General features: G+C 70.7%; 18 protein-coding genes and 1 riboswitch. Of the genes, 4 read left to right on the top strand and 14 right to left on the bottom strand.

The features are described 5' to 3' along the window. The first annotated feature begins 88 nt into the window (after positions 1 to 88). Positions 89 to 316: a DUF1127 domain-containing protein gene (locus tag ACZ5BM_RS04175; RefSeq protein ID WP_498910124.1), complete on the top strand. Its 228-nt coding sequence runs from the start codon at positions 89 to 91 to the stop codon at positions 314 to 316. Between the two features lie 202 nt (positions 317 to 518). Here ACZ5BM_RS04175 and cobS read toward each other — a convergent pair whose 3' ends face one another. The 3 genes from cobS to ACZ5BM_RS04160 are packed head-to-tail and all read right to left on the bottom strand — an operon-like array spanning position 519 to position 3,639. Then, positions 519 to 1,304: an adenosylcobinamide-GDP ribazoletransferase gene (cobS, locus tag ACZ5BM_RS04170; RefSeq protein WP_498910123.1), complete on the bottom strand. Its 786-nt coding sequence runs from the start codon at positions 1,302 to 1,304 to the stop codon at positions 519 to 521. Next, positions 1,301 to 2,317 (bottom strand): nicotinate-nucleotide--dimethylbenzimidazole phosphoribosyltransferase, encoded by a 1,017-nt coding sequence (gene cobT / locus ACZ5BM_RS04165; RefSeq protein WP_498910122.1) that lies wholly within the window; start codon positions 2,315 to 2,317, stop codon positions 1,301 to 1,303. The genes cobS and cobT overlap by 4 nt, the downstream gene beginning before the upstream one ends. Continuing rightward, a complete protein-coding gene (locus tag ACZ5BM_RS04160) occupies positions 2,314 to 3,639 on the bottom strand; it encodes a cobyrinic acid a,c-diamide synthase CobB (RefSeq protein ID WP_498910121.1) in 1,326 nt (441 codons plus the stop codon). The genes cobT and ACZ5BM_RS04160 overlap by 4 nt, the downstream gene beginning before the upstream one ends. A 95-nt stretch (positions 3,640 to 3,734) precedes the next feature. On the opposite strand from ACZ5BM_RS04160, the gene ACZ5BM_RS04155 reads away from it, so the two are divergent. After that, a complete protein-coding gene (locus ACZ5BM_RS04155; protein WP_498910120.1) occupies positions 3,735 to 4,844 on the top strand; it encodes a cobalt-precorrin-5B (C(1))-methyltransferase in 1,110 nt (369 codons plus the stop codon). Here the strand turns inward: ACZ5BM_RS04155 and cobM are convergent. The 3 genes from cobM to cbiE are packed head-to-tail and all read right to left on the bottom strand — an operon-like array spanning position 4,820 to position 7,163. Further along, positions 4,820 to 5,572 (bottom strand): precorrin-4 C(11)-methyltransferase, encoded by a 753-nt coding sequence (gene cobM / locus ACZ5BM_RS04150; protein WP_498910119.1) that lies wholly within the window; start codon positions 5,570 to 5,572, stop codon positions 4,820 to 4,822. The two genes, ACZ5BM_RS04155 and cobM, sit on opposite strands and share 25 nt — an antisense overlap. Further along, positions 5,569 to 5,964, bottom strand: coding sequence for a cobalamin biosynthesis protein (locus ACZ5BM_RS04145; protein ID WP_498910118.1), 396 nt, complete (start codon positions 5,962 to 5,964; stop codon positions 5,569 to 5,571). The genes cobM and ACZ5BM_RS04145 overlap by 4 nt, the downstream gene beginning before the upstream one ends. Next, entirely contained in the window at positions 5,961 to 7,163 is a 1,203-nt protein-coding gene (cbiE, locus tag ACZ5BM_RS04140) for a bifunctional cobalt-precorrin-7 (C(5))-methyltransferase/cobalt-precorrin-6B (C(15))-methyltransferase (protein ID WP_498910117.1), read from the bottom strand. The genes ACZ5BM_RS04145 and cbiE overlap by 4 nt, the downstream gene beginning before the upstream one ends. 20 nt (positions 7,164 to 7,183) lie before the next feature. Here cbiE and ACZ5BM_RS04135 point away from each other — a divergent pair, with 20 nt between their 5' ends. Continuing rightward, positions 7,184 to 7,960, top strand: coding sequence for a precorrin-6A/cobalt-precorrin-6A reductase (locus ACZ5BM_RS04135; protein ID WP_498910116.1), 777 nt, complete (start codon positions 7,184 to 7,186; stop codon positions 7,958 to 7,960). Here ACZ5BM_RS04135 and cobJ read toward each other — a convergent pair. From cobJ to ACZ5BM_RS04095, 8 genes are all read right to left on the bottom strand, one after another. After that, positions 7,930 to 8,688, bottom strand: a complete 759-nt coding sequence (gene cobJ, locus ACZ5BM_RS04130; RefSeq protein ID WP_498910115.1) for a precorrin-3B C(17)-methyltransferase — start codon at positions 8,686 to 8,688, stop codon at positions 7,930 to 7,932. The two genes, ACZ5BM_RS04135 and cobJ, sit on opposite strands and share 31 nt — an antisense overlap. Next, a complete protein-coding gene (locus ACZ5BM_RS04125; protein WP_498910114.1) occupies positions 8,685 to 9,416 on the bottom strand; it encodes an SAM-dependent methyltransferase in 732 nt (243 codons plus the stop codon). The genes cobJ and ACZ5BM_RS04125 overlap by 4 nt, the downstream gene beginning before the upstream one ends. Beyond that, entirely contained in the window at positions 9,413 to 10,060 is a 648-nt protein-coding gene (locus tag ACZ5BM_RS04120; RefSeq protein ID WP_498911478.1) for a precorrin-8X methylmutase, read from the bottom strand. Before ACZ5BM_RS04120 ends, ACZ5BM_RS04125 begins: the two co-directional genes overlap by 4 nt. Before the next feature lie 5 nt (positions 10,061 to 10,065). Next, positions 10,066 to 11,247, bottom strand: coding sequence for a 4Fe-4S domain-containing protein (locus tag ACZ5BM_RS04115; RefSeq protein WP_498910113.1), 1,182 nt, complete (start codon positions 11,245 to 11,247; stop codon positions 10,066 to 10,068). Next, positions 11,244 to 14,567, bottom strand: a complete 3,324-nt coding sequence (cobN, locus tag ACZ5BM_RS04110; protein WP_498910112.1) for a cobaltochelatase subunit CobN — start codon at positions 14,565 to 14,567, stop codon at positions 11,244 to 11,246. The genes ACZ5BM_RS04115 and cobN overlap by 4 nt, the downstream gene beginning before the upstream one ends. A 14-nt stretch (positions 14,568 to 14,581) precedes the next feature. Further along, positions 14,582 to 15,622 (bottom strand): CobW family protein, encoded by a 1,041-nt coding sequence (gene cobW / locus ACZ5BM_RS04105; protein WP_498910111.1) that lies wholly within the window; start codon positions 15,620 to 15,622, stop codon positions 14,582 to 14,584. Then, on the bottom strand, positions 15,619 to 16,029 hold the full coding sequence (locus ACZ5BM_RS04100) for a DUF1636 family protein (RefSeq protein ID WP_498910110.1): 411 nt from the start codon (positions 16,027 to 16,029) through the stop codon (positions 15,619 to 15,621). Before ACZ5BM_RS04100 ends, cobW begins: the two co-directional genes overlap by 4 nt. A gap of 117 nt (positions 16,030 to 16,146) precedes the next feature. Further along, positions 16,147 to 16,370, bottom strand: a riboswitch (cobalamin riboswitch). A gap of 37 nt (positions 16,371 to 16,407) precedes the next feature. Next, positions 16,408 to 16,980, bottom strand: a complete 573-nt coding sequence (locus tag ACZ5BM_RS04095) for a cytochrome b (protein ID WP_498910109.1) — start codon at positions 16,978 to 16,980, stop codon at positions 16,408 to 16,410. A gap of 239 nt (positions 16,981 to 17,219) precedes the next feature. On the opposite strand from ACZ5BM_RS04095, the gene ACZ5BM_RS04090 reads away from it, so the two are divergent. Further along, positions 17,220 to 18,605 carry a glycosyltransferase family 2 protein gene (locus tag ACZ5BM_RS04090; RefSeq protein WP_498910107.1) on the top strand — a complete coding sequence of 462 codons (1,386 nt, stop codon included), beginning with the start codon at positions 17,220 to 17,222 and terminating at the stop codon, positions 18,603 to 18,605. The last annotated feature ends 60 nt before the right edge of the window (positions 18,606 to 18,665 follow it).

Here is an 18,665-nt window from a genome sequence, read left to right as displayed (position 1 = left end):
GGCAAATGGTGCAGCGCACAAAACCGATTGCAGCGTGTTGCGAGCGGCGATATGTTGCACCGCACAAACACAGTCACGAGGCACTCCGATGTCCTACTCCGCTTCCTTCGACGGCGCTCTTTCCGGCAACCGCGAGATCAGCCTGCCGGTGATCGTGAAGCAGGCCGTGGCTCTGCTGATGACCCGTCGCGAGCGTATCCGCACCCAGAACCGTCTGCGCTGGGAACTCAGCCAGTATTCCGATCGCGAGCTCTCCGACATGGGTCTGAGCCGCTCCGACATCGAGGATGTGGTGCAGGGCCGCTACCAGGGCTGATCGCCCGCTCGATCTTTCCACCGCGCCGCGCCGGCCCATCCGGGTCCGGTGCGGCCCGAACCGGGATGTCCGCCGCTCTCGCGCGGTTCGATATCCAGGCCGATCCGGAAACCCGGTGACGCCCACACGATCCGCCGGCGGCCTGGCCGTTCGACCGATCGAACCCATCGACGCCATCCCGGAGATGGGATCGCGTGCGAGATCACATCGGCGGCAGAACCGTCGCCAGACTGAGCAGAACGCATTCCGCCGCCATCACGCAGGCGCCCAGCACGTCTCCCGTGCGTCCGCCCAGGCGTGAGACGGCGAAACGGCCGACGAACCACCCGACCGATACCGCGATGGCCAATGCGCCCGGCACGAGCCGGAGCGGCAGCGCCGCGAGCGCGATCAGGGCGGCCGTCAGAACCAGGCCGAACAGAACCGGACGCGTCGGCGCGCCGAGCGACCGGCCAAGACCGTCCGCGCGGACCGGCGGCAATCGCAGCACCGGCAGCATCGCCATACGCGACAGCGCGCCTGCGGCGGCAAGGATCGCGACGATTCCGGCTGCGGGGCGTGATGCCAACTCGGACAGCGCGGCGAAGCGGATCAGCAGGGACGCGCCGAGCGCCAGGGCGCCGAAGGCGCCGATCCGGCTGTCGCGCATGATCTGCAGACGCTTTTCCGGCGTGCGCCCGCCGCCGCATCCGTCGGCGAGATCGGCCAGACCGTCCTCATGCAGACCGCCGGTCAGCACCAGGGCGACGCAGAGCGCCCAGGCAGCGGACACCCCCGGCCCGAAACCGAGAGAACGCGCACCGGCCAGCCCGACTCCGACGCAGACACCGATCGACGCTCCGGCCAGCGGATAGCACCAGATCGCCCGTCCGGGCCGGTAGGGCTGGCCAGGCCGCACCAGCCAGCCGACCGGGAAACGGGTCAGCAGGCCGAACCCCGCGGCCAGATCGGCGCCGATTCCCGCTAGAAACGCACCCGGCCTGTTCATATCCGGTCGGTGACCCCCGCCTCCGCGAACGAAGCCATCCCGGCATGGCAGGCGCAGGCAGCGCGCAGGATCGGCACCGCCAGGGCCGCACCCGAGGCTTCGCCGAGACGCAAGCCGAGGTCGAGAATCGGCTCCTGTCCCAGTTTTTCCGCCAGTGCCTTGTGTCCGGCCTCGGCCGAGCGATGGGCAATCCGGGCATGATCGAGCGCCGCGGGATTAAGCTTGAACAGCGGGGCGGCGGCGGCGGTGCAGACGAAACCGTCCAGCAGCACCGGCACGCCGAGCTGTCGTGCGCGCAGGACCGCGCCGAGAATCGCCGCCAGTTCCAGACCGCCGAGCCGTCGTGCGACTTCCAACGGGTCGTCGAGCGCAGTCGCATGCACGCGCAGCGCCCGGCTGATCACCCGCGCCTTTCGGGCGACGCCACGCGGGTCGAGCCCGGTGCCGCGCCCGGCCCAGGCCGAGCCCGGGCCGCCGAACAGACCGGCGCACAGCGCACTGGCGGCCGTGGTGTTGCCGATCCCCATCTCGCCCAGGCAAAGCAGATCGGTTCCCGGCTGCACCGCCGCCGCGCCGGTTTCCACCGCACGCAGGAAGCTTGCGGTGTCCATCGCCGGCTCGTTGCTGAGATCCCAGGTCGGTTCGAGCCCGTTCAGCGGCAGAACCTGCAGCTCCGCGCCGGCGATCCGGGCGAGCTGGTTGATGGCGGCGCCGCCCGTGGCGAAGTTCGCGACCATCTGCGCGGTGACGGCGGCGGGGTAGGGCGACACGTTCTGCCCGACCACGCCGTGATTGCCGGCGAACACCAGCACGGCGACGCGGTCGAGACGGGGCATCGGCCGGTTCTGCCAGCGCGCCATCCAGGCTGCGAGCGATTCCAGCATGCCGAGACTGCCCGGCGGCTTGGTCAGCACCGCCTGACGGGCCTGTACCGCGCGTTCCGCCGCCACGCTGCCGTCGGGAAGCGTGGCGCAGGCAGCGCGAAGGGCGTCGAGATCGGGGAAACGGATCATGCGCTGACCTGCCGGGCAATGACGTGGAAGAACGAGCCGGACACGCGGCCGCGACGCTGTCCGGCAACGCCGAGATCGGTGCCGTTGGCGTCGCGGACCCGGGCGAGCGGCGGATCGTCGCCGGTCTCGGTCGTGGTGGCGTAGTGGAATTCATGGCCGCGCAGGACCGTGCCGGCCGGCCCCAGCACCGTGTCGCCCAGAAGCGTGGCATCGCGGTAGCCGAGATGCATGCGGCGTTTCGCGAAGGAGGTGGAGTGGCCGAGCAACCCGGCCATGGCGTGCGTGGCGCCCTCCGCGTCGGTCAGGGTGCGGCCGAGAACCATGTGACCGCCGCATTCGCCATGCACCGGCCTGGTTTCGGCGAATTGCCGGAGCCCGTCGAGGAAGTGCCCGGCGGCGGCGAGGCGCGGCGCGTGCAGTTCGGGATAGCCGCCGGGCAGCCAGCAGCAATCGCAATCGTCCGGCGGCGCCTGGTTCGCGAGGGGGGAGAAGAAGCGAAGCTCCGCCCCGGAGTCGCGCCAGCCGTCGCGCAGATGCGGATACAGAAACGAGAAGGCGGCATCGTCGGCGATGGCGATGCGCTGTCCCGGCGGCGGCACGCAGATGCGGGACCCATCGTCGCCGGCGGTCAGGGGCGTCGCGGCGGCGAGGATCGCGGCGAGATCGAGATCGCGTTCTGCCATCGCCGCCAGCCGCTCGAGCAGAGCGGGCAGCGCCTCTGTTTCGCGCGCCTGGACCAGCCCCAGATGGCGTTCGGGCAGAGCAAGCCCGGTATCGCGTCCAATCGCGCCGAGAACCGGGATGCCGATTGTTTTCAGCGCGCGGACGCAGCCGTCGCGGTGACGCGGCGAGCCGACCCGGTTCAGGATCACGCCGGCGATCCGCACCCCGGGTCGGAACGTGGCGAACCCCTTCACCACCGCCGCGACGGATTGCGACTGGCCGGAGACGTCGAGCACCAGGATCACCGGCAGCCCGAAGATGTCCGCGAGATCGGCGGCGCTGCCTGTGCGTCCTGGCGCATCGCCGCCGCCGTCGAACAGGCCCATCGCCGACTCCACCAGCAGCAGCTCGGCGTCGTTCGAGGCGCGCCGCATCATCGCCCGCAGCAGAGCGGGCGGCATCGCCCAGCTATCGAGCGTCAGGCTGGGTTGCCCGCTGGCGGCCTCGTGAAAGGCGGGGTCGATATAATCGGGGCCGGATTTCGCGCCGCGCACGGCGATGTTCCGCGCGCGCGAGGCGGCGAGGATCGCCAGAGTCGCCGTGGTCTTGCCGCCGCCGGAGCGCGGGGCAGCGATCAGCAGGGCTTTCGGTGCGGTCATCAGCAGCCCCATCCACACGCGATGGTGCGAGCAGGGGCGTTGCTTCTACAAGGTCGTGCAAGGAACGACACCGCAGCCGGACGGGGGAGGGTTCGATGCAGGAACACATGCTCCGTCGCGGCTGGACCACCGGAAGCTGCGCCGCCGCCGCCGCCAAGGCGGCCTGGACGGCGTTGTGCGGCGGCGGGTTTCCCGATCCGGTGGAGATCGCGCTGCCCGGCGGCGGCCGCGTGGCGTTCGTCCTGGCCGAGACCGCGTTGCGCGGCGACAGGGCGTCCGCCGGGGTGGTCAAGGATGCGGGTGACGACCCGGACGTGACGCATGGCGCGCTGATCCGCGCGTCCGTGCGGCGCCTCCTGCCGGGGAGCGGGCTGGTGTTCCGGGCCGGCGAGGGGGTGGGCACGGTCACGCGCCCCGGCCTGCCGCTGCCGCCGGGCGAGCCCGCGATCAATCCGGTGCCGAGACGCATGATCGCGGAAGCCCTGGCCGAGGTTTTGCAAGGGGCGGCGGTGGATGCGGAGATCACCGTGTCCGTGCCGAACGGGGAGATCCTGGCGCAGCGCACGCTGAACGGACGGCTCGGCATCGTCGGCGGCTTGTCGATTCTGGGCACCACCGGAATCGTGGTGCCGTTCTCCTGCGCCGCCTGGATCGACACCATCAGGCGCGGGATCGACGTGGCGCGGGCGATGGGGATCGCGCATGTGGCCGGCGCCACCGGCAACGCGTCCGAACGCGCGATCCAGGCGCTGCACGGGCTGCCGGAGGTGGCGCTGATCGAGATGGGCGATTTCGCCGGCGGCATGCTGAAATATCTGCGCGACCATCCGGTGCCGCGTGTGACGGTGGCGGGCGGTCTGGCCAAGCTGGCCAAGCTGTCGCAGGGCAGGCTCGATCTGCATTCCAAGCGCGGCCAGCTCGATCTCGACGGGTTGGCGGCGCTGGCGGGACAGGCGGGCGCGGCACCGGCTCTCAAGCGCGCGATCGCGGAGGCCAATACGGGGGCGCAGGCCTTCGCTCTGGCCCGGGCGGACGGCCTCGCTCTGGGCGATCTGGTGGCGGAGCGCGCCTGGAGCGTCGCCGCCGAGGTGTTGAGCGGCGCGCCGATCGCGTTGGACGTGGTTCTGTTCGACCGCGACGGCGTGTCGCACGGGGCGTTCGGCCCGGGGATGGTGCCGGATCACGGCCTAAACCGCCTGCGGTAATCCGGGTCGTAGAGCGCGCTGTCGCGGAACCGGTCCGGCGCCAGAGCGCGGCCAACCAGCACCAGGGCGGTGCGTTCGATCGACTCGTCCTCCATCAGCGCCAGGATCGTGCCGAGCGTGCCGCGCACCACGCGCTGGTCCGGCCAGGACACGCGCGCCGCGACCACCACCGGGCAATCCGCGCCGCCGATCGGCAGCAGCGCGTCGACGATGGCGGGCAGAGCGTGGATTGCCAGATGGATCGCCAGCGTGGCGCCGGTCCTGCCGAAGGCGTCGAGCGTTTCCGCAGGCGGCATGGCGGAGGCGCGACCGCTGACCCGCGTAAGCACCAGGCTCTGCGCCAGGCCAGGCACGGTGAGTTCGCGGCCGAGCGTGGCAGCGGCGGCGGCGAAAGCGGGCACGCCGGGGGTGAGGGTGTAGGGGATGCCGTGTGCGTCGAGGCGCCGGAGCTGTTCGGCGACGGCGCTGTAGATCGAGAGATCGCCGGAATGGAGTCGTGCCACATCCTGTCCGGCTAGGTGGGCGCGGATGAACTCGGCCTCGATGTCGTCGAGCGACAGGGCGGAGGTGTCGACGAGCCGTGCGTCGGGCGGGCAATGGCGCAGCATCTCGCACGGGACGATCGAGCCGGCATGGAGGCAGACCGGGCAGCGTGCCAGCAGGTCGCGTCCGCGCAGGGTGAGCAGGTCGGGGTCGCCAGGGCCGGCGCCGATGAAATGCACCGTCATGAGCAAGGCGTGTCCGGGTGGGAGAACAGGCGCGGACCGGCGATGGCGCACGTCGCGTTCGGGGTCGCGATCCGGTGCAGCAGCAGGGCGGCGCCGGGGCCAGCGGCAGCCAGGGCGCAGCCCTCGGCGACGGAGGCGATGCCGACAGCGCGCTGCGCGGCCTCGGATCGGGTCGAACAAGACGGCTGCGCGGACAGCAGGGCGTATTCGTCGATGATAGCCAGAGGCAGACCGAGCCGTTCCGCCGCCGCACGCATGGTCGGGCCGTCGCGAAACCAGGGTGCCGCCAGGAGGGTCGGGCGAAGGCCGCTTCGTTCGGCGGCGTCGGCGACGATGCTGACGAGTTCGTCCGCATCGCAAGAAGGACGGAGACCGAGTCCGGCAGCGATCATGGGTGCTGCACCGCGTATTGGGTGACGGTCATGGCGGGGCGGAAGCCGTGCAGCGTGCCGATCCGGTCCAGGCGCTCGACGGAGAGGCGCGTGAGCGCGCCGCCCCAGCGGGCATGGGCGGCGAACAGAGCGGCTTCTGTTTCGATCGTCACTGCATTCACGACCAACCGGCCGCCCGGACGCAACGCCGCCCAGCACCGGTCCAGCACGCCGGGAACCGTGGCGCCGCCGCCGATGAACACGGCATCCGGCGTGTCCAGCCCGTCCAGCCCCTCCGGTGCGGCCTGTTGCAGCACCACGAGGCCGGGAACGCCGAGGCTGGCGGCGTTGCGTGCGGCGCATGCGGCGCGATCCAAGCGCGGCTCCAGCGCCACGGCACGGTTGGCGGGATGACACAGCATCCATTCGATGCCGATCGAGCCGGACCCCGCGCCGATATCCCAGAGCAGCCCACCCTGGAGCGGTTGCAGCGCGGAGAGGGTAGCGGCGCGGATCTCCTGCTTGGTGATCTGCCCGTCATGCTCGAAGAACTGGTCGGGAAGGCCGGCTGCAAGCGGGATCGGCCGCGCATCCGGCCCGGCGACGACGTCGATCGCCAGCATGTTCAGCGCCGCGACCGGTCGGTCTAGCGCACCGGACAGTTCGCTGATGCGCTCGTTCGGCCCGCCGATCGCTTCCAGCAGAACCACGCGCGAGCTGCCGAAGCCCCGCGTTCGCAGCAATTGCACCACCGCTTCGGGCGAGGACGCGTCGGCGCACAGCACCAAAAGGCGCGTCCCCGGTTGAAGAGCGGGCAGCAGCGTTTCGATCGGACGGCCGCAGATCGAGAGCTGTGCCGCATGCTGCAACGACCAGCCGAGACGGGCGCAGGCCAGCGAGAAAGCGGAAGGGGCCGGCAGGCAGAGTATCTCGGCGGCCGGGACATGGCGCATCAGCATCGTGCCGACGCCGAAGCAGAACGGATCGCCGGAGGCGAGCACGACCACCGGTTCGCCGCGACGTGCCAGGATGGACGGCAGAGCGCCCTCCATCGGGCTCGGCCAGGAGAGGGTGTCGCCACGAACCAGCGGGGCGGCCAGCGCCAGATGCCGTTTTCCGCCCACCACGAGACGGGCTTCGCGCAACAGCGAACGCGCCTGTTCACGCAGGCCCTCGACACCGTCCTCGCCGATGCCGAGGATGGACAGCCACGCGGTCATGCCGACCCCCGGAGACGAGAATGCCGACCCCGATCCCCATCCTGATCCTGGGCGGCACGGGAGAAGCCCGCGCTCTGGCCGCTTCGCTCCGCGACGATGCACGGTTCGCGCCGCTTCTGTCCCTGGCCGGCGCGACGGAACACCCGATCGAGCAACCGGTGCCGGTGCGCAGCGGCGGGTTCGGCGGCGCGGACGGGCTGGCGGCGTTTCTGCGCGAGAACCGCATCCGCGCCGTGGTGGACGCGACGCATCCCTTCGCCGGCCGGATCAGCGCCAACGCGGCGCGCGCCTGCCTGCAGGCATCGGTGGAGCTGGTGCGGATCGCGCGTCCGGCCTGGTCCCTGGCAGGCCATGATCGCTGGACGGAGGTTGCCGACATGGAGGCGGCGGCAGCGTATCTGGGACGGCGTCCCTTGCGCGTGTTCCTGACCGTAGGACGGCGCGATCTGGAACCCTTCGCGCGGCAGAAGCAGCATTTCTATCTGGTGCGCAGCGTGGAAGCGCCGCCGGCAGAGTTGCTGCCACCGCGTTGCCGGGTGGTCACCGCGCGCGGCCCGTTCGCCATCGAGGAGGAGCGGGCGCTGATGCTGCGCCATCGCATCCAGGTGCTGGTGTGCAAGAACAGCGGCGGCTCGTCCGTCGCGGCGAAGCTCGACGTGGCCGAGCAGGAACGGTTTCCGGTGATCCTGGTGAAGCGTCCGGCGCCGGCGGAATCGCGTCCGGTTCCGGGCTGGAAAGACGCGCGCGAATGGCTGGACGCGCTGCATCATTCGGCCGAAGCGCTGCGGGCGGTGTAGAGCCAGAACCCGCCATCCGGCCGCGCGATCGCGCGCGTACCCGGGCCGCCGATGAGAACGAGCGTGCGCATGTCTGCGAAGTCCGGCCGTGCATCGGCCAGGGTGCAGAGCCGGATGGTCTCGTCGGCGCGGGACACGGCGGTGGCGAACAGGACGGGGCGTTCCGGCGGCAGGAGCGCGCGCAGGCGATCGAAGGCGACGCCAAGCTGCCAGGGGCGGGCACGCGAGATCGGGTTGTAGAGCGCGACCACGAATCCGGCCGACGCGGCGGCTTCCAGACGTTGCAGGACCAGCGTCCAGGGTTTCAGATTGTCCGACAGCGAAAGGGCACAGAAATCGCCACCCAGCGGCGCACCGACCCGTGCGGCGACGGCCATCATCGCCGACACGCCGGGCAGCACCGAAACATCCAGCGTGCGCCAGGCCGGATCGCCGCCCTCGATCGCCTCGAACATGGCACTGGCCATGGCGAACACGCCCGGATCGCCGGCCGAGACCACCGCCACGATCCGTCCGGCTTCGGCAAGTTGCAGCGCCAGTCGGGCACGATCGAGTTCGACCCGGTTGTCGGATTCGTGCCGCACCACCTCGGGGCCGGTGCGGACGCGCGCGACATAGGGCGCGTAGCCGACCAGATCGGTCGCCATCGCCAGGGCCTCGGTCGCCTGCGCTGTACGCATGGCCTCGTTGCCCGGACCGAGTCCGATCACGAAGATGCGGCCGCTCATCTTGCGCTTTGCCGTCCCGGCACGAGAACCATGGAGAAATAGGGCGCATCGTGCCCGTCCGTCTCGCGCAGGGGCAGCAGGCGCTGTTTCTCCTGTGTGCCGCGTTCGGCGTAGACGGCCCGGTCCAGCAGCGACGCGCGTTCGAGCGCGCGGCGTATCTTGGGCAGGTTGCGGCCGACCTTCATGATCACCGCGGCGTCGCAGCGAAGCAGATGCTCCACCAGCGCATCTTCGCCGAGCGTCCCGGGAAGAATCGACAGAACGTCGTCGCCATGGGTGATGGGCAGGTCGGCGGCGGTCCAGCATCCGCTCATTCCGGTGACGCCGGGCACGGTGCGATGCGGATAGCGCGCGCGCAGACGATCGAACAGATACATGGCCGAGCCGTAGAAGAACGGATCGCCTTCGCAGAGCAACGACACGTCCTCGCCGCGATCGAGATGGATCGCGATTTCAGCTGCGCTTGTCTCGTAGAAATCGGTCATCTGTTCCGCGTAGCGCGGATCGGACAGGGGCATCTCTGTGGTGAACGGGTATTCGAAGCGCAGAAGCGTGGCATCCGCGCGCAGGCTGTCGCCGGCGATGCTGCGCGCGTGGCCGACGCGGTCGCGCCTGGCGAAGAACGCCACCACCCTGGCCTCGGCGATCAGCCGCGCCGCCTTCAGCGTCATCAGTTCCGGGTCGCCGGGACCGAGCCCGATCACCAGCAGCGTACCGGGCGTGCTCATTCGGCGTCGCTCGCGACCGCGTTCACCGCCGCCGCCGCCATGGCGCTGCCGCCCTGCCGTCCCAGCACGGTGCAGAACGGCAGATCGCCGTATTCCGCCAGCGCATCCTTGGATTCGATCGCGCCGACGAAACCGACCGGAATGCCGATCACCGCCGCCGGTCTCGGTGCGTCGGCATCGAGCAGGTTCAGCAGGTGGAACAGAGCGGTCGGCGCGTTGCCGATCGCCACCACGGCGCCGTCGAGCCGGTCGCCCCAGAGATGCAGTGCGGCCGCCGAGCGCGTATTGCCGATCCGCGCGGCCAGATCGGGCGTTCTCGGATCGCGCAGGGTGCAGATCACCGCATTGTTTGCCGGCAGACGGGCGCGCGTGATGCCGTGCGCGACCATCTCGGAATCGCACAGGATCGGCGCGCCTTCGCGCAGCGCGTCACGCGCGGCCTGGGCGAAACCGTGCCCGAAGCGGATGCGGCCGGCGATCTCCACCATGCCGCAGGCATGGATGATCCGCACCGCGATGCGCCGCTCCGCTTCGGCGAAACCGGACAGTTCAGCTTCTTCGCGTATGGTGGCGAAGGAGCGGCGATAGATCTCGGCCCCGTCGCGCAGATAGTCGTAGCGGCCGGGAGGGGGCGGGACGGGCAGGTCGGTCACGGGGGCGGGCACTCGATGAAACGCTGGATCGTGCCGGCGAGATCGTCCGGCGCGATGCCGCATAGCACGGGCCGGTCCTTCGCGCGGCCATTCCGCACCAGATCGTACGCGCCGTCGCCCCCGACCAGCACCAGGGGCGCCGGGCCGGGATGGGCGCAGCCTTTGTCGCAGCCGGAAACATGAAGGAACCCGTCCGCCGGCAGAAGCGGCGCCAGACGCGCGGCATCTGCGGGGGCGGCGACGCTGGCCTGGCTGCAGGACGGACGGCCGATGCAGGCGGCGGTGCGCAGGCGCGGGTCGGCGGGGTCGATCGGCAGGGCGGAGAACAGGCTCGGAATCGCCTGGAGCCCAACGGGCCCGAGGCCGCCGGCCAGAATCGAGCGGAACGGAGACAGGCGCAGTACGCCGTCGCCGAACCGTGCGGAAAGCTCGGCCAGCATGCGCAATGTCGCCGCGTCGAACTGGCCGGGTGGCGCCCCGATCCCGAACAGGCCGGGACCGACCGGCCCCACCGCGACAGGCGGAAGAGCAGGGCGCGCGTCGATCGCTTCCGCCGCGTACCCGGTGAGGGCGAACAAGGCGGCCCCGTTGGACACGCGCTCGCCCGGCGGCATCAGCAGGGCCAGTTGCAGCGCGATCCCGGCCGCTTCCGCGCCGCCGCAGATCAGGCCTACGTCGCCCGCCTCGACGCGCCAGCCGTCCGGCACTGCCCGCAGCGCGATGTCGGCGTGGACGGTCCGGAGCGGCAGCACGCCGCCGCCATCGACCAGGAAACCGAACTTGCCCGGCAGATGCGCGAAGGCCGGTTCGCGCAGAGCGGCTTCCAGGATCAGCGCCAGATCGCGCGTGTCGGCGGCGCAAAGCGGATCGTCGCCGGCCAGCGGCGAGACCAGGATGTTGCGCCGGCGTTCCAGCACCGGGTCTTCATGCGCCAGCCCGTGTTCGAGTGCGGCCTCGGCGAAGGCGGCGGCGGAAGTTTCCGTGAAACCGCGGAACTGGAGATTGGCGCGGTTGGTAATCTCGACGGCACCGTTGCCGTGGCGCCGCGCGAGCATGGCCAGGGCTGTGCAGGCGGCGGCATCGATCCGGCCGAAACGGGGCTTGATGCGCACAAGCAGTCCGTCGCCGGTTCGCATCGGCGAGAACAGGTCGGGGCACCAGCCGCGCACGGCGCTCATGCCGCATCTCCCCAATCGTTGCGTCGTGGCTGCCACAGGCGGCGCCGCACGGCTTCGGCGAAGCGCGCGCGCATGGCGGCGTGGGCGTCCGGGTTGGCCTCGCGCAGGAAACGGTCGGTATCGGCATTGCCCAGAGTGGCGCCGAACAGAAGCTCGAATTGCCGATCGAACCGTTCGGGCAGCAGGGCGGCGAAACCGTGCAGAGCATCCAGCGTGCGGGCGATCTCGGCGGCGCCGCGATAGCCGTGCCGCTTCATGCCGGCGATCCAGTCCGGATTGGCGGCGCGTCCCCGCACCACGCGGGCGAGTTCCTCGGCGGTGCTGCGCAGGCGCGGCGTTTCCGGACGCGCGGTGTCGGCGTGGTAGAGCGCGGGCGCGGCACCGAGCGCGGCGGCGGCGGCGGCGAAACCGCCGGCATGGGCGGCGACGTCGAGCCCGTCCAGCAGGTCGGCCTCGGCCATGTCGGCGATATGCAACAGAGCCTGCGACTCAGCCACGCGGGCGCGGAAAGCCTCCGGATCAGCCTCGCCTTCGCGCGCGCCGCCATAAGCGAAGCCGCCGCTCTCGAGATAAAGCGCGCCGAGTTCGCCCTGCTCGTCCCAGTCGCCGGCGGCCAGACGCCGTTCCAGCCCGGTGCCGTAGCTGCCCGGCGCCGCGCCGAAGATCCGGGCCGTGGCCGCCGCGCGTGCCGCGCCATCGAGACCGCGCGCGGCCGCGGCCAGCGCGTTCCAGTCGGCCGGCTCCTCGCGTGCGGCGACGGCCTGCACCGCCTGATCGAACAAGGCGATCTGCGCCGGAAAGGCATCGCGGAACAGGCCGGAAATCCGCAGAGTCACATCAACGCGCGGCCGGTCCAGAACCGGCAGCGGCACGATCTCCAGCCCGCCGACGCGATTGGAACCCGCATCCCAGACCGGCTTCACCCCCATCAGGATCAGCGCCAGGGCCAGATCCTCGCCGCCCGTGCGCAGGCTGGTGGAGCCCCAGAGGTCGATCATCGCGCTGCGCAGCCAGTCGCCCTGGTCCTGCAGATGCCGTTCCAGCAGGGCGCGGGCGGCCTTCTCGGCCAGGACGAAGGCGCTGCGCGTGGGAATGGCGCGCGGATCGACGCCGAACAGATTGCGTCCGGTCGGCAGAACGTCCGCGCGTCCGCGCGTGGGCGCTCCGGCGGGGCCAGGCTGGACGAAGCGTCCGTCGAGCGCCGCCAGCAGCGCCTGCATTTCCGCCGCCGGGCTCGCATCCAGCGCTTCCGCTGCACCGTCGCCGGGGGCGGCGCGTTCGATCGCGGCCAGCAAGGCGTCGCGTCGCGGCGGTGGACGGCCGAACACGTGCAGCCCGTCGCGGATCTGCAACTCCTTCACGTCGCACAGATAGGCGTCGAGCCGGGCCAGGGCGTCTGCCTCGTCCTCGCCGGGATCGACGCCGCTTTCCGCCAGCAGCCCGCAGGACGCGGCACGGTCGAGAATGTCCCGGCGCAGAAGCGCGCCGCGACGCGCATCGAGCCCGTCCGCGGCGGCGAACTCGTCGATCAGCCGTTCCAGCTCCAGCGCCTCGCCGCCGAGAGCGGCACCGCCGATCGGCGGGGTGAGATGGCCGATCGTCACCGCGCCCAGACGACGTTTGGCGGCCGCGGCCTCGCCCGGATTGTTGCAGATGAACGGGTAGATTACCGGCAGCCCGCCCAGAAGCGCGCTCGGCGCGCAGGCGGTGGAGGGCGCGGCGGCCTTGCCGGGCAGCCATTCCAGCGTGCCATGCGCGCCGAGATGCACGACGGCATGGATGTCGAGGGTCCGGCGCAGCCAGTGATGGAAGCCGACATAGAAAGGGTGCGGCGGCAGGTCGGGATCGTGATAGCCGAGTTTGCGGTCGCGCCCGTCGCCGCGATCCGGCTGCAATGCGATCACGATGCGGCCGAGACGGAGATGGCGCAGGGCGATCCCGCCTGGCGGCGTGTCCCAGCAGACGCTGACCCGGTCGCGAAACGGCGGGGGCAGGGCGTCGAGCGCCTCGTGAAGCCCGCCGGCATCGAGGATCGGCGCCGGGACGTCATGGCAAAGCGCCTGCACCAGCCTGGACTGATCGGGAATCTCGCCAGTGTCGTAGCCTTGCGCGCGCAGCGTTTCGAGAATGGCGTGCAGGCTGGCGAACACGTCGAGCCCGACTGCGTGACCGGTCTGTCCGCCCAGGGCCGGGTAATCCGATAGGATCAGGGCGATGCGTCGTTCGGCGCGAGGCGTGGCGGCGAGTGTGGCCCAGGCGGCGGCGCGATCGGCCACGAGAGCGATGCCGTCCGGATGCGCGGCGTTGAAGCGGGCGGCGAACCCGCCGGGTGTGGCGTCGGTGCGGTGCTGCTTGAACGAGATTGCGGTGCCGGCCAGACGGCCATCCAGTTCGGGCAGAACCAGCTGCATCGCCAGATCGGTCTGCGACAGGCCGCGACGGCTCGCCTCCCAGGCCGCTTCTTCCGACGCCGGTTGCAGAAGCTGGATCACCGGCGCGTCGGCCGCGTCGAGCGGCGAGCCGTGCTCCCCACGCGCGGCGAAGAAGGTCGCGTTCAGCACCACGGCGGGTCGCGTCGCGCGCAGACGGTCGCGCACGAAGCCGGACGCTGCCGACTCCTTCAAGGAGGCGACGAAGAGCGATTCGGCATCGAGCCCACGCCGGTCGAGGGCGTCGGCCAGTGCCTCGAATGGGGCAATGTCGTCGGCCACCAGATGGGCGCGATAGAACAGCATCGTCACGAGAGGCCGCGTGCGTCGCCCGGACGCCGCGCGATGCACCCCCGCCGTCGGCACGGGCTCCGGTTCCGCGCCGTCATCCGCGCCCTGTCCGGCCAGATGCGCCAGCAAGGCGAGCGCCGCGCGATGATTGCGCGGGCCGCCTTCGCGCAGGAACCCATCGAGGCGGCGGATCATCGCCTCCGGCACCGTGCTCAGCGCGGCGAGTCGCGGATCGGGCTGCGCGTCGCCGGGCACCATCGCCAGGGGAATGCGGTGGCGACGACAGCACGCGGCCAGTTCTTCCGCGCCGTAGCGCCAATGGTCCAGACCGCCGAGCAGACGCACGAACACGCAGCCGGACCCGGCGATGGTGTTCTCGGCATAGAGATCCACCGACATCGGGTGGCGCAACGTGCCGAGCGATTGCAGGCGCAGAGACGGTGCGAACCCGTCCGCGCGTAAGCCGGTTTCCGCTGCCGCCAGGGCCGCCAGATCGCTGTCCGAGAAGCTGAGCACGACGAGATCGGCCGGGTCGTGGCCGTGATCGACGGCTTCTGCCTGTTCGTCGAGCGTCCTCGCGTCGCGGACCAGCAGATGCACGGCGCGGCTTTCCCTTATCCGCCGCGAATTGCGCGAGCGATGCCGTCGCGGTCGAGACCGGTGCGGCCGATCACGACGATGCCGCCCTCCCGCGCTTCTCCGGCGCCCCAGGCGCGGTCGAACTGGTGCCGGAAGCGGTCGCCCACACCCTGAATGGCGAGGCGCATCGGCCGGCCGGACAGGGCGGCGAAGCCCTTCATGCGCAGAACGTCGTGCTCGGCGGCGACGGCGCGCAGGCGTTCGACCAGCGCGTCAGCGTCCGGCTGCTCGCCGATGGCGACCACGAAGCTGTCGAAATCGTCGTGCTCGTGCTCGCCGTCGACGGAGTCGTGATGCGAGGGGCGGCTGGCGAGATCGGCCTCGGCGGCCGCATCGAGACCCAGCAGCACCGCCGGGTCGAGTTTCCCCTCGTTGGCGCGCAGCATTTTCACCGCGCGCGGCAGGTGCGCCGACACCGCCTGCTCTACCGACGCCAGCTCGGTTTCTTCCAGCAGGTCGCATTTGTTCAGCACCACCAGATCGGCGGCGCAGAGCTGGTCCTCGAACACTTCGGCGAGCGGGTTGTCGTGATCGAGCGCCTCGTCCGCCGCGCGCTGGGCTTCCACCGCCTCCGGGTCGTCGGCGAAGCGTCCGGCGGCGACAGCCGGTGCGTCCACCACCGCCACCACCCCGTCCACGGTCACGCGCGTGCGGATCGACGGCCAGTTGAACGCCTTCAGCAGCGGTTTCGGCAGGGCGAGACCGGAGGTCTCGATGACGATGTGCTCGGGCGGATCGGTGCGGTCGAGCAGCGCTTCCATGGTCGGCAGGAAATCGTCGGCCACGGTGCAGCACAAACAACCATTGGCCAGCTCGACGATGTCCTCGTCGCGGCACTCCGGAATGCCGCAGGACCGCAGCGTGTCGCCGTCGATGCCGAGCGCGCCGAACTCGTTGACGATCACCGCGATGCGCTTGCCGCCGCTGTTGCCCAGCACATGGCGCAATAGCGTGGTCTTTCCGGCGCCGAGAAAGCCGGTGATGACCGTGGCGGGAACCTTGGTGGGGGCGCTCATCGGGCGGACTCCGGAACGGGCGTGGCGGGAACGCGACCGAGCACCATGTCGGCAAGACTCGCGGGGCGTCTGGACGGCATGACGGTGCCGGTCTTGGAGGCGCGATAGGCGCCGGCGAAACGGGCGATGTCCTCTGCCTTGTCCGGGTTCAGGCGGCCGATCAGGTAGGTCCATTTGCCTTGCATGGAGATGGCGGCGCTGCATCCGTCGTTGCAGACGGCCAGGCATTCCACGCCGATCACCTGCATGTCCGGCGAACCGAGCGCCTGGAGACGATCATGCAGAACCCGACCGGGGCGCGGAGAGACGTCCGTGCCGGCGCGACAGGTGGTGCAGACATGCAGCACGGGGATCGGGGATTCTTCGCTCAACACAGACCACTCCCAGGCGTCCCTGCGACGGACCATCCGGCGCAGCAAGACACGGGGGCTGGATGTCCGCCCCGGCGGCCTGACGGCGCACGAGGTCGCGCACGGTGGGTCGCACCGCGATCGAAGCCGAACCGGGCACCCCGCCGGTCTGGCACGGATGGCGTCGCGGCAGGTCTCCTGGCTCGCGGTTCCGGACCCGGACAGGTCCACGCGGCTCGACCGCCTTCCCGACGCCGGAGCGCCAGTGGCCAATCGCGAACCGCTCACCGCCTACAGTTGCGGGGGCAGCGACGGAGTAGGCCGACGGGGTTCCCCCGGGCCGCACCGTCTTCCCTTTTCACCTCCCTTCCGGGAGGACCATCGACACGCGATGTGTAGGCGCGCCGGGTGCGGGGCGGCAAGCGTTCGCTGCGATCAGCGCAGTCTGCGCGCGGGCAGCATGCGGCGCAGCACGCCCTCGCGATCCAGGAACTGGTGTTTCAGCACGCCGGCCAGATGCAATGCCACGAGCGCGATCAGCACGTAGCTCAGCCACACATGCACCCCGAACCAGAAGGCATGCACCGCTTCCTTCTGCGCCGGGGGCAGATCGGCGATGGCGCCGATCCGGAACCAGGGGATGCACCAGAACAGGGTGAGCGGGTGCTGCGCCGCCAGCCTGAAGGCGGAATCGTGCACCCACCCGGTGATCGGCAGCGCCAGGATCAGGGCATAGAGCAGCGCATGCACCAGATGCGCGCCCCCTCGTTCGAGCGCCGGCATGGAAGCGGGCAGCGGCGGCGGGCGGTGCGAGAGGCGCCAGAGAATGCGCAGCAGTGCCAGTCCCAGCACGGTGATGCCGAAGGATTTGTGCAGGTCGATGGCCGGACGGATCGCCGTTTCCGGCAGGGAGTCGATGAACCAGGTGTAGCTGAGATTGGCGATCACCAGCAGGGCGACCAGCCAGTGCAGCGCCATCGCGATTCGGGTGTAGCGCGGTGCGTCCATGCGGAACTCCCCGGTCCGGCCGCGAGGGGATCGGTGCGGCCTCGATCGGCATTATGCCGGCCAGGGCCCCGGGAAAGGCAAGGGCGGCGATGCCAAACGGCGTGCGATGCCTATATGTCGACCGCGAAACGGGCGCGACACGATGACGCCGGACCGTCTCCGGGCCGACGATGTGGTTCGGTTGGCGACCGGAGCTCGAATGGCGCTATCGCGAGAAGACCGGCGAAAGGTACGCTTGAATGGATTCCTCTTTGTCCGCCGTGCTGGCCGAGCGTCGCCGCGTGCTGTCGCCGCGCTTTTCGCCGCCGCCCACGCCGATCGCCAGCGTGCTGATCCATGGCGCGGTGATGCTGCTCTGGGTGCTGCTGATCGTCCGCGCCTTCGGCGGGGGCGGCTTGTTCGCCTGGTCGGCCGGACTGGTCTACGTGCTCTACGATACGCTGTTGCTGATCTTCGTGTTCCGGCAGTCCTTGTTCCTGGCGCGGAAAAGTCCGGTCCAGCCAATCCCGGCGGCGGCCCTCCCAGCCGCCACGGTGATCGTCGCCGCCCATAACGAGGTCGGCGTGCTGGCGGACACCATCGCCGCGCTGCGCGGCCAGACCACGCCGCCGGACTGCATCCTGATCGCCGATGACGGGTCAGACGACGGCACCGACCGTCTGCTGCGCGAGCGGTTCGGGCTCGAACCGGATGGCGGCGGCGCCTTGCGCTGGCTGCAACTGCCGCGCGGCGGCAAGGCTCTGGCGTTGAACCAGGCGATCGCCCGCGCCGAGACCGAACTGGTGATGACCATCGACGCCGATACGCAGGTGGAGCCGGATGCGCTGGAAGCGATGCGTCGCGCCTTCGTGTCCGATCCGGCCCTGGTGGCGGCGACCGGCGTCCTGCGTCCGTTCTGCGCGCCCGGATTGTCCGGCCGGCTGATGCAGTGGTTCCAGGGCTACGAATACATCCGCAACTTCCTGTCCCGCGCCGCCTGGGGGCGGGTGGGCGCGCTGATGCTGCTGAGCGGCGCGTTCTCCTGCTACAAGCGCGACGCGGTGCTGGAGGTGGGCGGGTTCGACCCGGATTGTCTGGTCGAGGACTACGAGCTCACGCACCGCATGCGCGACCATTCCGGTCGCCTGGGCCTCGGCTGGCAGACGGCGGTGATCGGCACGGCGCAGGCCAGCACGGAGGTGCCGGGCACGCTGGGCGCGTTTCTGCGCCAGCGCCGGCGCTGGTTCGGCGGGTTCCTGCAAACCCAGCTCTGGTACCGGCACATGGTCGGCAACCGGCGTTATGGCGTGCTGGGCTGGGCGATGCTGCCGGTGAAGGCGATCGACACCATGCAGCCCTTCTACGGGCTGATCGGCGCAGTGCTGATCGCGGTGTTTCTGATCCGTGGGCGCTTCGACGTGCTGCTGCCGGTGGCCGGCGTGATCGGCGCCAAGATTGTGCTCGATATCGGCTTCCATCTCTGGTCACTGCATGCCTATCGGTCGTGGCTCGGACGCGGCCGGCGTGCGTCGATCCCGCTGGCGCTCGTCGCGTCCGTGCTGGAGCCGTTCTCGTTCCAGCTCCTGCGCCATCTGGGCGCGGCGCTCGGGTGGGTGTCGTTTCTGCGCCGGTCCCGGCGCTGGTGAGACCGGCGCCGGCTCCAGCGTCCGCGGGCCATGCGGCGGAGCATCCCGAGGGCGATCGGT

Source organism: Lichenicola sp. GTC18331 (genome assembly GCF_055386855.1).
The sequence above is the reverse complement of the archived record's forward strand: the minus strand, read 5'-3'. Positions and strand labels throughout refer to the sequence as shown.

Bases quoted from the DNA above. Each gene is read 5' to 3' on its own strand.
- ACZ5BM_RS04175 (WP_498910124.1), top strand. From the start codon at position 89: ATGTCCTACTCCGCTTCCTTCGACGGCGCTCTTTCCGGCAACCGCGAG.
- cobM (WP_498910119.1), bottom strand. From the start codon at position 5,572: ATGACGGTGCATTTCATCGGCGCCGGCCCTGGCGACCCCGACCTGCTC.
- cobW (WP_498910111.1), bottom strand. From the start codon at position 15,622: ATGAGCGCCCCCACCAAGGTTCCCGCCACGGTCATCACCGGCTTTCTC.
- ACZ5BM_RS04145 (WP_498910118.1), bottom strand. From the start codon at position 5,964: ATGATCGCTGCCGGACTCGGTCTCCGTCCTTCTTGCGATGCGGACGAA.
- cobJ (WP_498910115.1), bottom strand. From the start codon at position 8,688: ATGAGCGGCCGCATCTTCGTGATCGGACTCGGTCCGGGCAACGAGGCC.
- ACZ5BM_RS04115 (WP_498910113.1), bottom strand. From the start codon at position 11,247: ATGAGCGCCGTGCGCGGCTGGTGCCCCGACCTGTTCTCGCCGATGCGA.
- cbiE (WP_498910117.1), bottom strand. From the start codon at position 7,163: ATGACCGCGTGGCTGTCCATCCTCGGCATCGGCGAGGACGGTGTCGAG.
- ACZ5BM_RS04100 (WP_498910110.1), bottom strand. From the start codon at position 16,029: ATGGTCCGTCGCAGGGACGCCTGGGAGTGGTCTGTGTTGAGCGAAGAA.
- ACZ5BM_RS04160 (WP_498910121.1), bottom strand. From the start codon at position 3,639: ATGACCGCACCGAAAGCCCTGCTGATCGCTGCCCCGCGCTCCGGCGGC.
- cobS (WP_498910123.1), bottom strand. From the start codon at position 1,304: ATGAACAGGCCGGGTGCGTTTCTAGCGGGAATCGGCGCCGATCTGGCC.
- ACZ5BM_RS04090 (WP_498910107.1), top strand. From the start codon at position 17,220: ATGGATTCCTCTTTGTCCGCCGTGCTGGCCGAGCGTCGCCGCGTGCTG.
- ACZ5BM_RS04155 (WP_498910120.1), top strand. From the start codon at position 3,735: ATGCAGGAACACATGCTCCGTCGCGGCTGGACCACCGGAAGCTGCGCC.
- ACZ5BM_RS04125 (WP_498910114.1), bottom strand. From the start codon at position 9,416: ATGAGCACGCCCGGTACGCTGCTGGTGATCGGGCTCGGTCCCGGCGAC.
- ACZ5BM_RS04135 (WP_498910116.1), top strand. From the start codon at position 7,184: ATGCCGACCCCGATCCCCATCCTGATCCTGGGCGGCACGGGAGAAGCC.
- cobT (WP_498910122.1), bottom strand. From the start codon at position 2,317: ATGATCCGTTTCCCCGATCTCGACGCCCTTCGCGCTGCCTGCGCCACG.
- ACZ5BM_RS04095 (WP_498910109.1), bottom strand. From the start codon at position 16,980: ATGGACGCACCGCGCTACACCCGAATCGCGATGGCGCTGCACTGGCTG.